13 protein-coding genes are annotated in these 13,451 nt (G+C 68.6%); 9 read left to right on the forward strand and 4 right to left on the reverse strand.

Features of this window, described 5'->3' with window-relative positions; translation table 11 throughout:
* The first annotated feature begins 38 nt into the window (after positions 1-38).
* From JVH1_RS30990 to JVH1_RS31015, 6 genes are read left to right on the forward strand one after another with little or no spacing between them, the layout of a single operon-like run.
* Positions 39-1,070: a sulfate ABC transporter substrate-binding protein gene (locus JVH1_RS30990; RefSeq protein ID WP_009473978.1), complete on the forward strand. Its 1,032-nt coding sequence runs from the start codon at positions 39-41 to the stop codon at positions 1,068-1,070.
* 7 nt (positions 1,071-1,077) lie between these two features.
* The gene (cysT, locus tag JVH1_RS30995; protein ID WP_009473977.1) at positions 1,078-1,959 is read left to right on the forward strand and encodes a sulfate ABC transporter permease subunit CysT; all 882 of its coding nucleotides are present in this window, start codon (positions 1,078-1,080) and stop codon (positions 1,957-1,959) included.
* Complete coding sequence (cysW, locus tag JVH1_RS31000; RefSeq protein ID WP_009473976.1) at positions 1,956-2,762, forward strand: sulfate ABC transporter permease subunit CysW; 807 nt, start codon at positions 1,956-1,958, stop codon at positions 2,760-2,762. Before cysT ends, cysW begins: the two co-directional genes overlap by 4 nt.
* The gene (locus JVH1_RS31005; RefSeq protein ID WP_009473975.1) at positions 2,759-3,772 is read left to right on the forward strand and encodes a sulfate/molybdate ABC transporter ATP-binding protein; all 1,014 of its coding nucleotides are present in this window, start codon (positions 2,759-2,761) and stop codon (positions 3,770-3,772) included. The genes cysW and JVH1_RS31005 overlap by 4 nt, the downstream gene beginning before the upstream one ends.
* Positions 3,773-3,797: 25 nt before the next feature.
* Entirely contained in the window at positions 3,798-5,177 is a 1,380-nt protein-coding gene (locus JVH1_RS31010) for a sulfatase (protein ID WP_009473974.1), read from the forward strand.
* A 56-nt stretch (positions 5,178-5,233) separates the two neighbouring features.
* Positions 5,234-6,724 carry a UDP-N-acetylmuramoyl-L-alanyl-D-glutamate--2,6-diaminopimelate ligase gene (locus tag JVH1_RS31015; RefSeq protein ID WP_009473973.1) on the forward strand — a complete coding sequence of 497 codons (1,491 nt, stop codon included), beginning with the start codon at positions 5,234-5,236 and terminating at the stop codon, positions 6,722-6,724.
* Here the strand turns inward: JVH1_RS31015 and cysC are convergent.
* The 4 genes from cysC to JVH1_RS31035 all read right to left on the reverse strand — a co-directional run bounded on the left by cysC (position 6,721) and on the right by JVH1_RS31035 (position 11,443).
* Positions 6,721-8,604, reverse strand: coding sequence for an adenylyl-sulfate kinase (gene cysC, locus JVH1_RS31020; protein WP_009473972.1), 1,884 nt, complete (start codon positions 8,602-8,604; stop codon positions 6,721-6,723). The genes JVH1_RS31015 and cysC overlap by 4 nt on opposite strands.
* On the reverse strand, positions 8,604-9,536 hold the full coding sequence (gene cysD / locus JVH1_RS31025; RefSeq protein ID WP_009473971.1) for a sulfate adenylyltransferase subunit CysD: 933 nt from the start codon (positions 9,534-9,536) through the stop codon (positions 8,604-8,606). Before cysD ends, cysC begins: the two co-directional genes overlap by 1 nt.
* Positions 9,533-10,336 carry a Stf0 family sulfotransferase gene (locus JVH1_RS31030; RefSeq protein ID WP_009473970.1) on the reverse strand — a complete coding sequence of 268 codons (804 nt, stop codon included), beginning with the start codon at positions 10,334-10,336 and terminating at the stop codon, positions 9,533-9,535. Before JVH1_RS31030 ends, cysD begins: the two co-directional genes overlap by 4 nt.
* A 246-nt stretch (positions 10,337-10,582) precedes the next feature.
* Complete coding sequence (locus JVH1_RS31035; protein WP_009473969.1) at positions 10,583-11,443, reverse strand: universal stress protein; 861 nt, start codon at positions 11,441-11,443, stop codon at positions 10,583-10,585.
* Between the two features lie 170 nt (positions 11,444-11,613).
* On the opposite strand from JVH1_RS31035, the gene JVH1_RS31040 reads away from it, so the two are divergent.
* The 3 genes from JVH1_RS31040 to JVH1_RS31050 all read left to right on the forward strand — a co-directional run bounded on the left by JVH1_RS31040 (position 11,614) and on the right by JVH1_RS31050 (position 13,398).
* Positions 11,614-12,015, forward strand: coding sequence for a DUF1801 domain-containing protein (locus JVH1_RS31040; protein ID WP_029537218.1), 402 nt, complete (start codon positions 11,614-11,616; stop codon positions 12,013-12,015).
* A gap of 121 nt (positions 12,016-12,136) precedes the next feature.
* Positions 12,137-12,643, forward strand: coding sequence for a sigma-70 family RNA polymerase sigma factor (locus tag JVH1_RS31045; RefSeq protein WP_009473967.1), 507 nt, complete (start codon positions 12,137-12,139; stop codon positions 12,641-12,643).
* Complete coding sequence (locus JVH1_RS31050; protein ID WP_009473966.1) at positions 12,640-13,398, forward strand: anti-sigma factor; 759 nt, start codon at positions 12,640-12,642, stop codon at positions 13,396-13,398. Before JVH1_RS31045 ends, JVH1_RS31050 begins: the two co-directional genes overlap by 4 nt.
* The last annotated feature ends 53 nt before the right edge of the window (positions 13,399-13,451 follow it).

The raw sequence follows: 13,451 nt of genomic DNA on the forward strand, positions 1-13,451 counted from the left end.
CCACCCCTCTGCGACAGATCCCCAGGAAGGTTTCTCCCATGAAACGCCGTTCTCGTAGTCTTCTCACGGCCCTCGTGACGCTCGGAGCTGTGGCGCTGACCGCGTGCAGCGGAGGCGCCAGCGACACCGCCGGCGGCGACTCGGCCGGTGCCGACGGCAGCGCGGGCACCATCAACCTGTACGCGTACGCCGTGCCGAAGCCGGGCTTCGACAAGCTGATCCCCGCGTTCAACGCCACCGACGAGGGCAAGGGCGTGGCCTTCCAGCCGTCCTACGGTGCCTCCGGTGACCAGTCCCGCAAGGTCAAGGACGGCGCCGAGGCCGACTTCGTCAACTTCTCGGTCGAACCCGATATCACCCGCCTCGTCGACGCCGGCCTGGTGGACAAGAGCTGGAACCAGGACGCCTACAACGGGATTCCGTTCGGTTCGGTCGTCACCATCGTCGTGCGCGAGGGCAACCCGAAGAACATCCGCGACTGGGACGACCTGTTGCGTCCCGGCGTCGAGGTCGTGACCCCCAACCCGTTCAGCTCCGGATCCGCAAAGTGGAACCTGCTCGCACCGTACGCGGCGAAGAGCAACGGCGGTCAGGACCCGGACGCCGGTCTGGCCTACATCACCTCGCTGGTGAACGACCACGTGAAGATTCAGCCGAAGTCGGGCCGCGAGGCGTCGGAGGCGTTCCTGCAGGGCACCGGTGACGTGCTGCTCAGCTACGAGAACGAGGCGCTGTTCATCGAGGGCAACGGTGACCCCGTCGAGCACGTGACCCCGCCGACCACGTTCAAGATCGAGAACCCGGTCGCGGTGCTCTCGAACAGCAAGAACCTGGAGAAGGCCAACGCGTTCAAGGACTTCCTCTACACCACCGAGGGCCAGAAGCTGTGGGGCGAGGCCGGATTCCGCCCGGTCGATCCCGCGGTGGCCACGGAGTTCGCCGACAAGTTCCCCGAACCGGCCAAGCTGTGGACGATCGCCGATCTCGGCGGCTGGTCCAAGGTCGACTCCGAGGTGTTCGCCAAGGACACCGGGTCCATCGCAGTGATCTACGACAACGCAACCAAGTAAGACCGACGTGAGCGACACGACGACGGCGACGGGCGGACGCGGCATCACGGTGCCGCCTCCGCCCGTTCCGCCTACGCGCAAGAAGGTCGCCCGGGTCACCGGTGCGGTGGGACCGCTCGGCATCGGCATCGCGACGCTCTGGCTGAGCATCATCGTGGTCCTGCCACTCGCCGCGCTCACCGTCGCCTCGTTCGGCGACGGAATCGGCGGCTTCGTGGACGCGATCACCTCGCCCGTGGCCGTGGCGTCCCTGCGCGTCACCGTCGTGGTGTCGGTGGTGGTGGCCGTGATCAACGTGATCATGGGCACGCTCATCGCGTGGGTGCTGGTGCGCGACGAATTCCCCGGCAAGCGGGCCGTCAACGCACTGATCGACCTGCCGTTCGCGTTGCCGACCATCGTGGCCAGCATCGTGCTCCTGTCGCTGTACGGCCCGGAGAGCCCGATCGGGGTCCACCTCAACGCGACGCAGCCCGGTCTGATCGTTGCATTGGCATTCGTGACGCTGCCGTTCGTGGTCCGCTCGGTGCAGCCGGTGCTGATCGAGGTGGACAGGGAAGTCGAAGAGGCCGCGGCCTCGCTCGGCGCGGACAACTGGACGATCTTCCGGAGCGTCGTGCTGCCCACCCTGACCCCGGCCATCGTCAGCGGCGCGGGGCTCGCATTCGCCCGCGCGATCGGCGAGTACGGGTCGGTCGTCCTGATCGGCGGAAACATTCCCCGAGAGACCCAGGTCGCTTCCCAGTACATTCAACAGCAGATCGAAATCGATCGGCCGGCCGCCGCGGCGGCCGTGTCGGTGGCTCTCCTGGCCATCGCGTTCGTGACGTTGTTCGCCCTCCGGGTCTTCGCCAGCCGGGGGCAGCGTCGTGAGGAGCAGGCGGAATGAAGCTCTCTGGGTCCACCCGGATCACCCTGCGCGCAGTCGCGCTGCTCTATCTGTTCGGCCTGCTGGTGGTGCCTATCGTCATCATCCTGTTCCGCACGTTCGAGAACGGGATCGGCGCCTTCATCGAGTCGATCAGCACCCCCGCCGCGATCTCCGCACTCAACCTGTCCCTGCTGATCGTGGCCATCGTCGTCCCGGTCAACGTGGTGTTCGGGATCGTCACCGCCCTCGCGCTGGTCCGGGGCCGCTTCCCCGGGCGCGGCCTGGTGCAGGCGGTGGTCGACCTACCGTTCGCCGTCTCGCCCATCGTGGTCGGCGTGTCGCTGATCCTGCTGTGGGGTGCCAACGGCTGGTTCGGCGGGCTCGAATCGCTGGGGTTCAAGGTGATCTTCGGGCTTCCCGGCATGGTCATCGCCACCCTCTTCGTGACGTTGCCGTTCGTCGTGCGGGAGGTGGAGCCCGTCCTGCACGAGATCGGCGAGGAGCAGGAACAGGCCGCCGCGACGCTCGGTGCGAGCCGCTGGCAGACGTTCTGGCTGATCACACTGCCCGCCATCCGCTGGGGCCTCACCTACGGTGTGGTCCTGACCGTCGCCCGCTCACTGGGCGAGTTCGGTGCGGTGATCATGGTGTCCTCGGGCTTCCCCGGTGTGTCGCAGACCCTGACCCTGCTCGTGCACTCGCGCTACATCGACGACCACAACACGTTCGGTGCGTACTCCGCAGCCACCCTGCTGATGGGCATTGCGCTGATCACCCTGCTTCTGATGACTCTGCTCGACCGCAAGAGGAGCACCACATGATTACCGTGACCGGCGCCCGGAAGAACTACGGGTCCTTTGCTGCTCTCGACGACGTCACGATCGACATCCCCTCGGGTTCGCTGACCGCGCTCCTCGGGCCCAGTGGTTCGGGCAAGTCGACGCTGCTCCGATCCATCGCCGGACTGGAGTCCCTCGACTCCGGCACCGTCGTGATCGGCGGGAACGACGTCACCGACATCTCCCCGCAGAAGCGCGACATCGGCTTCGTGTTCCAGCACTATGCGGCGTTCAAGCACATGACGGTGCGCGACAACGTCGCGTTCGGCCTGAAGATCCGCAAGCGGCCCAAGCCGGAGATCGACAAGAAGGTCAACGAGCTTCTCGAGATCGTCGGCCTCGACGGCTTCCAGCACCGTTATCCGGCGCAACTGTCGGGCGGTCAGCGTCAGCGGATGGCGCTCGCGCGGGCCCTGGCCGTGGACCCGAAGGTGCTTCTCCTCGACGAGCCGTTCGGCGCGCTCGACGCGAAGGTCCGCACGGACCTGCGCACCTGGCTGCGCCGGTTGCACGACGAGGTGCACGTGACCACCGTGCTGGTCACCCACGACCAGGAGGAGGCGCTCGACGTCGCCGACCGGATCGCGGTCCTCAACAAGGGCCGGATCGAGCAGATCGGTGAACCGGAGGACCTCTACGACCGCCCCCACAACGATTTCGTGATGTCGTTCCTCGGGTCGGTGGCCAAGCTCAACGGTCAGCTGGTTCGACCGCACGACATCCGCCTCGGCCGCGATCCCGACCTCGCCCTCGCGCAGGAGGCCGGCACGGCCGAATCGCTCGGCGTCACCCGGGCGACCGTCGAGCGAGTGGTGCACCTGGGGTTCGAGGTGCGGGTGGATCTGCGTAACGAGGCCACCGGTGAGCCCTTCTCCGCGCAGGTGACTCGCGGCGACAGCGCGGCGCTCGGCCTGCAGGAAGGCGAGACCGTGTACGCGCGGGCCACGCGGGCTCCCGAACTCCCGGAGGCCGAAGTTCCGGTCTCCCTGTAACTCACCGCCGATGTAGGAGGCGACTGTGGCGACCTCGGTGAATCCCGCCCGTGACAACGTTCTGATCGTGCACTGGCACGATCTGGGCCGTCACCTCGGGTGTTACGGCGCGTCCGGGGTGCGTAGTCCGAACCTCGACCGGCTCGCCGCGGAGGGTGTGCTGCTGACGGACGCGCATGCGGCGGCGCCGCTGTGCTCGCCGTCGCGGGGGGCTCTGTTCTCGGGCCGGTACCCGCACAGCAACGGGCTGATCGGCCTCGCACACCACGGCTGGCAGTACCACGACGACGTCCGCACGCTGCCGTCCCTGCTGGCGGAGGCGGGCTGGTTCACGGCCCTGTTCGGGATGCAGCACGAGACCGCGTACCCCAAGCGGCTCGGCTTCCACGAGTACGACGTGACGAATTCGTACTGCGAATACGTCACCGATCGGGCGTCGCGGTGGCTGTCGCGGTTCCCTCCGCAACCGTTCCTGCTGACCGCCGGCTTCTTCGAGACGCACCGCCCGTACCCGGTCGACAGGTATGTACCCGCTGATCCCGAGGGTTTCGCCGTTCCGTCGTACCTGCCCGACCGGCCGGAGGTCCGTGAGGATCTGGCCGGATTCCACGGGTCGATCGAGGTGGCCGACGCGGCCGTCGGCAGGTTGCTGCAGACGCTGGACGACGAGGGGCTCGACGAGAGTACGTGGGTCGTGTTCCTCACCGACCACGGCGAGGCCTTCCCCGGTGCGAAGTCGACACTGTATGCGCCGGGCACCGGAATTGCGACGATCATCCGGCCGCCGCGGAGGCTGCGGGCGTCGCCTCGCGTCTACGACGACCTGTTCAGCGGGGTGGATCTCGTTCCCACCCTTCTCGAACTGCTCGGCGTCCCGATCCCCGCGGCCGTGGAGGGCGTCTCCCACGCCGGGCAGTTGCTGGGCCGGTCGGAGTCGACGGCACGCGACGTCCTGTTCACGGAGAAGACGTTCCACGACAGCTTCGATCCCATTCGCGCGGTGCGCACCAAGCGGTTCAGCTATATCGAGAACTACGCGCCTCGGCCCAGGCTCGATCTGCCCCTCGACATCGAGAACAGCCTGTCCGGTGCGGCGCTGGGCACCGAGCATCTCCGGCCGCGTCCGAGCCGGGAACTCTACGACCTGGTCGCCGACCCCGGCGAGCGCGACAACCTGGCCGACACCGAGGACTTCGCCGGGACGCAGGCCGAGTTGGCGCTGGAACTCGCGACGTGGCGACGGGCGACGGGCGACTCGATCCCGAGCGAGGAAGAGGGGACGGCCTACGCCCGGAAGGCCATGGAGGAATACCTCGCCACTCTCGACCGTGTGCCGGACGTGCGTTCGGCCTACAGTTCGGATCGCGGAATTCTCGACGAGCCGCGGAGCGGTGTAGCGACGTAGGGGCGGATGATGCGGTTCCGTCCTCGCGACCTGCACGGCAGTGGTGCACTGGAAGCGTGAGCGTCGACTGCCCGCGGTGCACTCCGCCGAAGCTGCTGCGCGAGATGGTGCGCCGCCTCGACTGCTCGGCGGCACTCTCCGGGTCCGGCGAGGCAGCGGTGACGGGTATCAGCCAGGACTCTCGTCTCGTCCGGGCCGGCGACGTGTACGCGGCGCTGCCGGGGCGGCACCGGCACGGGATCGAGTTCGCGGGCGAGGCCGCGGCGCGCGGTGCTGTCGCGATGCTCAGCGACCGCGGGTCGGACGTGCTGCCGACGATCGTGGTGGACGATCCGCGTCGTGCTCTCGGTCCGTTGGCAGCGTGGGTGTACGGCAATCCGTCCGAGGCACTCGACGTCTACGGTGTGACGGGGACGAACGGGAAGACCAGCACCGCGTATCTCCTGGACGCGGGATTGCGTGCGGCGGGTGTCGGCACCGGCATGATGACGGGGATCGCCGTCCGGGGACCGAACGGGTCACGCACCGCGACCCGGACTACTCCGGAGGCGTGCGAGCTCCAGCAGACCCTCGCCGCGTTCGCCGAGCATCGGATCGGCGCGGTCGCGATGGAGGTGTCGAGCCACGGTCTCGCTCTGCACCGTATCGACGGAACGTCGTTCCGGGTGGGGGTGTTCACCAACCTCGCCCGCGACCATCTGGACTTTCACCCCGACATGGACGCGTATTTCGCGGCGAAGGCCCGATTGTTCGAACCGGGGCGCTGCGCCGCGGCAGCCGTCGGCGTCGACGACGAGTTCGGGCGCCGCCTCGCCGCCACCGTCACCGTGCCCCGCGTGACGTTCTCGTCGAGGACGACGGCGGCCGACTTCCATGCGTCCGCCGTGCACGCGGACGAGGGCGGCACGTCGTTCACCCTCCACGGCGCCGGGGCGCGGAAACCGGTGCGGCTCCGGCTACTCGGAGTGCACCAGGTGGACAACGCACTCGCGGCGATCGCCGCCCTCGCGGTTCGCGGGGTGGACCTCGACTCGGCGGTCGCCGGGATCGAGAGCCTCGATACGGTGCCCGGACGCCTGGAGGCGGTGGACGCGGGCCAGCCGTTCCTCGCGTTCGTCGACTACATGCACAACCCGGCCGGTCAGCGACGTCTGTTTCCGTACCTCCGCTCGCTGACGCGAGGCCGGGTCATCGCCGTCGTCGGGGCGACCGGTGAGCGCGACCCCGGCAAGCGGGTGCCGCTCGGTGCGACCGCGGCCCGTTTCGCCGACACGGTCATCGTCACCGACGAGAGTCCGTACTCCGACGACGCGCAGCGTCTGCGCGAGGATGTGGCGCGAGGTGCACTCAGTGGCGACGCCGAAGTGCTCGTCGTGCCCGACCGCGCCGAGGCGATCGTCGCCGCTGTCACCCTCGCCGCGCCGGGCGACGTCGTGGTGGTCGCAGGCCGTGGGCACGACCGGGTACAGGCGTACGGGCCGCGCCGACGTGTGTTCGACGACCGGATCGCACTCCACGAGGCACTCCTGCGGCTCGTCGCGCGCTAGGCCGGTGGCGTCTCGTGCCGGGCGAGTTCGGCGAGAATCCGCGCGACGAGATCGTCGAGATCGGCGCCGGTGGTGTCGAACGCGAGATCCGGATTCTCGGGGGCCTCGTACGGCGCACCGATCCCGGTGAGGCCGCGGAGTTCACCTGCCCGCGCCCGGGCGTAGAGACCCTTGGGGTCACGCCGTTCGCATTCGTCGACCGGCGTGCTCACGTGGATCTCGAGAAACGGCAGTCCCGCGGCCTCGTTGAGCGCCCGCGCGATCGCACGGTCCGAGCGCAGCGGCGACACCATCGACGCGATGGCGACCACCCCGGCGTCCGCGAACAACCGGGTGAGGTGACCGACGCGGCGGATGTTCTCGGCCCGGTCGCCGGGGGAGAACCCGAGGTCGTCCGAGATGCCGTGCCGTACGTTGTCGCCGTCCAGCAGGTACGCGGTTCGTCCGGCGTCGACGAGGGTCCGTTCGAGCGCGACTGCCACCGTCGACTTCCCGGACGCCGGCAGCCCGGTGAGCCAGATGGTGGCGCCCCGCTGCCCGGTCGCGGACCAGCGCCGATCCCGTTCCAGCGACGACGGGTGCCACTTGATGTCGTGCCGGGTCTGCTCGCCGGGCACGACTTCCCGGGCTTCGCCGACGGTTCCGGCGCCGACGGTGTCGTTGCTCTGTTCGTCGATGAGGATGAACGCGCCGGCGTCACGATTGGTGGCATAGGGGTCGGGGAGCACCACCGTGCTCGTCCGGAGCGTGATCCGACCGATGTCGTTGAGGGCGAGTTCGCTGGGGGAGTCGTGTTCTTCGAGGGTTTCCGGGTCGAGCCTGGTGTGCAATTCCTGAACCGTGGCGCGCACGGTGCGGGAGGTGTGCTTGAGTGCCACCCGGTCGCCCGCCCGCAGCGGTGTCTCGCTCAGCCAGCACACGGTCGCGTCGATCTCGCGGGCCGGGGCGGGTGCGGTCGCGTCGGCGGCGGCGCTGACGACGAGGTCGCCGCGGGCCACGTCGAGGTCGTCCGCGAGTTCGAACGACACCGACAGCGGCGCGACCGCGACCGACCGATGGGGATCGAGGGTGTCGAGGGCGGTGACCGTGCTGCGGGAACCCGCAGGCAGGACCACCACCTCGTCGCCGACGGACAGGGTGCCTGCGGACAGCCGGCCGGTGTAGCGGCGGCGCCGGTCGTCCGTGGGCCGCGCCACCCACTGGATCGGCAGTCGCAGTTCGGACGGGACCGCGGACGGTGCGGCGAGTTCCACCTCTTCGAGATACTCGAGGATCGTGGGCCCGTCGTACCAGGGTGTCGAATCCGACCGTGTGACGACGTTGTCGCCGCGGGTGGCGGATACCGGGATCACCGTGAGGTCGCGGCCGCCGAGGCGCTGTGCGAGCAGGCCGAGTTCGGATTCGACTTCCTTGAACCGGGTCTCGTCGAAGTCGACGAGGTCGATCTTGTTGACCACTGCGACCAGGTGCGGCACGCCGAGCAGGTCGGCGATCCGGGCGTGGCGTCGGGTCTGCCGGAGCACCCCGGCGCGGGCGTCCACGAGCAGCACGGCGACGTGGGCGTTCGACGCACCGGTGAACATGTTGCGGGTGTACCGTTCGTGCCCCGGCGTGTCCGCGAGCACGAAGCTGCGGGTCGGTGTGGAGAAGAACCGGTACGCCACGTCGATGGTGATGCCCTGTTCGCGTTCGGCGCGCAGCCCATCGGACAGGGCGGCGAGGTCGGCCTCGCCGTCGGCGTTCGTCACCGCCTCGAGGTGGTCGGTGGGCAGGCTGCCGGTGTCGTGGAGGAGCCGTCCGATCAGAGTGCTCTTGCCGTCGTCGACGCTGCCCGCGGTGGCGAGCCGCAGCAACTGACGGGGCCGGCTGGTGGTGGTCATCAGAAGTACCCCTCGCGCTTGCGGTCTTCCATCGCGGCAACGGAAGTTCTGTCGTCGGCCCGGGTCTCGCCGCGTTCGGAGACCGTGGCCGCGGCGATCTCCTCGATCACGCCGGCGACGTCGCCGGCGTCGGAACGCACGGCACCGGTGATCGTCAGGTCCCCGACCGTGCGATACCGCACCCGGAGCCGTTGCACCAGTTCGTCTTCGGTGGGCAGCGTGTACTCGGACAACCCCAGCAGGATGCCGTCGCGCGCGAACACCTGCCGCTCGTGGGCGAAGTAGATCGACGGCAGCGCGAGGTTCTCCAGTTCGATGTAGCGCCAGATGTCGAGTTCGGTCCAATTGCTCAGCGGGAACACGCGGACCTGCTCACCGCGGCGGATCCGCCCGTTGTACAGCGACCACGGCTCGGGCCGCTGCGATCGCGGATCCCACTGCCCGAACTCGTCGCGGAAGCTGAGCACCCGCTCCTTCGCGCGGGCCCGTTCCTCGTCGCGGCGCGCGCCGCCGAACGCGGCGTCGAAACGGTGCGCCTCCAGTGCGTCGAGCAGGGTGCGGGTCTGCAGCCGGTTCCGGGACGTGCCCGGCCCGCCCGATTCGGTGACGCGGCCCCTGTCGATCGACTCCTGCACCGACGCGACGATCAGCCGGTGACCGTCCTCTGCGAGCCGGCGATCGCGGAACTCGATCACCTCGGGGAAGTTGTGCCCGGTGTCGACGTGCAGGACGGGAAACGGCAACGGGGACGGCCGGAACGCCTTCTCCGCCAGCCGCAGCAACACGATCGAGTCCTTGCCGGCCGAGAACAGCAGAACCGGTCGCTCGAGTTCGGCGACCACCTCGCGGATGATGTGCACGGCCTCCGCCTCCAGCGCACGGAGTTCGTCCACCCGTGCGGCGCTGTCACGCGGCGCCCCGACGGCGGTCACAGCGGAAGTCCGTTCGCGGTGGCGTCGGACCGATACCGCTCGGCCCACTCCTTGGAGCGGCCGTCGCTCTGCCGCTTCAGCGGCGGCGGGGGCGCGAGATCGGCGTCGAGGCCGAGTTCGACGAGCACCTTCGCCGCCGTCGCCTGCGGCGCCGCGACGAGATCGTCGAAACCGATATCGATGTGGTCGAGTCCCTCGACCTCGAACCAGTTGCGCCACTGCTCATCTTGATCGCGCAGAATGCGGACGAGATGGGCGATGCCGCCCGCGTGGTACTCGGCGCCGTCGTGCGGGGCGGGTGGGGTGGCGTCGTCGCGCCACACCTGAGTCTGCACCGCCCGCCACATCGACACCGCCTGCGCGACGACGTCACGCCGGTAGACATGGATGAAGGCGAGGTCGCCGCCCAGGATGTCGTCCAGGGCGGACCGCAAATCGTCGCCGGACCGGTCCGGAAGTCCGGCGGCACGGTCGAGGACGAGCGGCACCTGGTTCCACATCAGCTTTCCGCCCCACACCCCGTTGGGGGTGCGACCGAGGCTGAGCAGTTGATCGCGCCACTGCTCCGCGGTGCGGGTGTCGGCGGTCCCCGATTCGAGCGGGGCGAGCAGCGAGAGCACCGCCTCGTCGGTGACACCCTCGAACCACTGTCGCGGCTGCGGTGATCGACTGGTGGACGGCAGGTATTGGAAGAACTCCTCGGGGTTGCCGGCCACGGTCGTGGCGCGAAGAGATTCGACGAGCAGAGTGCTGCCGCTGCGCTGTGACGCGCAGACGAGATATGAGCGTGGCTCCGACATGCCGGAAACTATAAACGCGAAATTCGGTGCCGAAATCTGGAGGAAATCGAATTAGCGTGATTGAAACACTTGGCATTTTCTGCTGTGTGTGAATCTGCGATATCAGCGTGTGGCGTCGGGAATTGGGGCAGGTCAGGGCAGTTTTCTGACGTAGCAATTCGGTGCGCGCCGTGCCCGGGGAATGGGCCCGCGAACGGTGAATATGAATCAGGCTGATCGAAAGAGTGAAACGGACGCTGACGGTATTCAGCCTTTTCGGCAGATGAGCACCGGGCACCGGGCGTGGTGGATGAGACTCTGGCTCGTCGAGCCCACGATCGAGGCGGTGAACGGATTTCGCCCGTGGCTGCCGACGGCGATCAACTGCGCACCGAACGAGTATTCGAGGAGCACCTTCATCGGCCCACCACGCTCGAGGCAGCGCGTGACCTCGACATCCGGGTACTTCTCGCGCCACCCGGCGAGGCTCTCGGCAAGCCAGGCTTCCTCGTGCTGGATTAGATCGGACCAGTCGGTGAAGCGACGTTCCTCCGAGTACCACGCACCGAGGGTGGAGTGCTCGGCCCAGGTGTGCACCGCGACGAGGGGAGCGCCGAAGAATGCCGCGAACTCGAACGCGTGGGCCACCGCCATGTGGCTCAGTTCGCTGCCGTCCACACCCACCACGACGGGGCGGGTTTCGCTGACCTCGTGGCCCTGGATGCCGCGCCAGACGACCACCGGACATTCGGCTCGGTTCGACACCCGCACGACATCGGAACCGGCGACCACCGATTTCATCTCACTCGTGGCCGCGGGTCCGAGAACCAGCATCCGGGCCGTCTTGGACAGTTCCACCAGCGCGTGGGCGGGCGGACCGGGGTGGGTACTGCGCTCGACCTCCAGGTCCCGCTGCCCGTCCAGGACGATGCGCTCGGCGGCGTCGAGGAACTCATCGCCCTCGGGGTGACCGTCCGCGGAATTCGGATGCTTGGGTAATACGTGGACGAGGCGCAGCGGCTCCTCGAAGCGCCTCGCGGCGGATGCAGCCCACGCCGCCGCCTCCAGCGCGCCGTCCGATCCGTCGATGCCTGCCACGATGCCGCGTCGAATCCGTGCTGTGCTCATGGGGGTGCTCCTCACCTCCATTCCAGTTTGGTCCAGGACGGCGACGACGCGCCAGAGGTAAATCGGTCGGCAGCCGATCCCGGCGCGATCTCGATGCGATCGGCGCGGTCCGCGAGGATACTCGAGTGACCGGCGAGCGACGACAGCCAGAAGGGGAGCGACAGTCCACCATGAAGAAGCGGACGAGCGGCTCGGAAGAGGGAGGCGGAGGTGACTCTCCCTCGCAGTTGATAGATGCGCGAATCGAGGAGCTGGGTGATTGGCGGGGCGAGACGCTCGCCCGGATCCGTGCCCTCGTCACGCAGGCCGACCCCGACGTCGTCGAGGAGTGGAAGTGGCGAGGGGTGCCGGTATGGTCGCACGCCGGAATGATCTGCACCGGTGAGACGTACAAGAATGCGGTGAAGGTGACGTTCGCCCGGGGCGCCTCGCTGAACGACCCGTCAGGCCTCTTCAACTCCAGCCTCGAAGGCAACACCCGGCGCGCCATCGATTTCCACGAGGGCGACACGCTCGACGCCGAGGCGTTCCAGGCGCTCGTCCACGCCGCCGTGGCACTGAACACCTCCTAGCGTACGGGCCAAGGGTTTTCGGTCGCTGCGACCCGTTTCACCTGGGGTTTCCCTGTGTTTCGGTGGCGCGGTGAACCGGAGGCACGGGTGAACCGTGTGTACTGCTGAGAGGTGGTGACCGATGCCGGATGCCCAGACCGAGCTGATGCACGCCCTGTACGAGGAGCATGCCCCCGCGGTGTGGCGGTATGCCCTGCGGCTGACCGGCGACCGCGCCCGCGCCGAGGACATCGTGCAGGAGGTCCTGCTGCGAGCCTGGAAGCATCCGAACGTGCTGGACCAGTCGGAGTCGTCGGCCCGGGCGTGGTTGTTCACGGTCGCCAGGAACCTCGTGTTCGACGAGCACCGCAGCGCCCGCTCCCAGCGTGAGATCGGGATGAGCTCCACGCCCGAACGCGCCGCCCCGGACAGCTCGGACGGCGCACTCGACGCCTGGATGATGGGTGATGCGCTGGCCCGGCTCAGCCCCGACCATCGTGCGGTCCTCGTGCTCGGCTACTACCGGGGAATGTCGACCCACCAGATGGCCGACGAACTCGGAATACCGGAGGGAACGGTGAAATCCCGCATGCACTACGGATTGCGGGCCCTTCGATTGGCTCTGCAGGAAATGGGGGTGACCCGATGACGTTCGACGACTTCGAGTCGCACGAGGATCCCTACGTCCGCTGGGACGCCGCATATGTACTCGGTGCGATGTCCCCGAGCGATCGGCGCGAATACGAGGCCCACCTCGCCCACTGCGCACAGTGCTCGCAGGCCGTGTCCGAATTGGCGGGCATGCCCGGGTTGCTGGCCCTGATCACACCGGAAGAGGCGTTCGGCACGCTGCCCGGGAACGCTGCGCCCGCTGATTCGGAGACCCCCGCACCACGTGTGCTGACCCACCTGGTGGGGACGGTAGAGCGGCGCCGACGGCACCGGCGAGCGGCGACGGCCCTCGCGGCGGCGGCCGCCGTGATCGCCGTCGCCGTCCCGGTGGGGGTGCTGGTGACGCAGGACTGGACCCCGCCCGCCCCGGTCACGGCCATGCCCGTCCCGGACCGCGCGAACACCACCGAGGCGGTGTTCACCCCCGTGGTTCCGACGACGATCACCGCGAGCGCATCCGTCGCGTCGGTGTCCTGGGGCACCGTCATCTTCGTCGAGTGCTCCTACGAGGACACCTGGCCCGGCGACGGTCGTTACGGCGCCGACACCGAGGGGTACGCGCTGACCGTCACCGACCGCTCCGGAGTCGTCACCACACTGGCCACCTGGACCGGTGAGGCCGGCACGACGGTGCGGCCCACGGCCACCACCAGCCTGCCCGTCGACGCGATCGTGAGCATCGACGTGCGATCCGACGACGACCACGAGGTACTGCTGACCGCGGCGTTGTGAGCGGGCCGCCAGGGAGTCGGGTCGGTTTTCATACCTCCTGCACGCTCCACCGT

Origin of the sequence: Rhodococcus sp. JVH1 (assembly GCF_000280725.2) — a bacterium.
In the GTDB taxonomy this organism is placed as follows: domain Bacteria; phylum Actinomycetota; class Actinomycetes; order Mycobacteriales; family Mycobacteriaceae; genus Rhodococcus_F; species Rhodococcus_F jostii_A.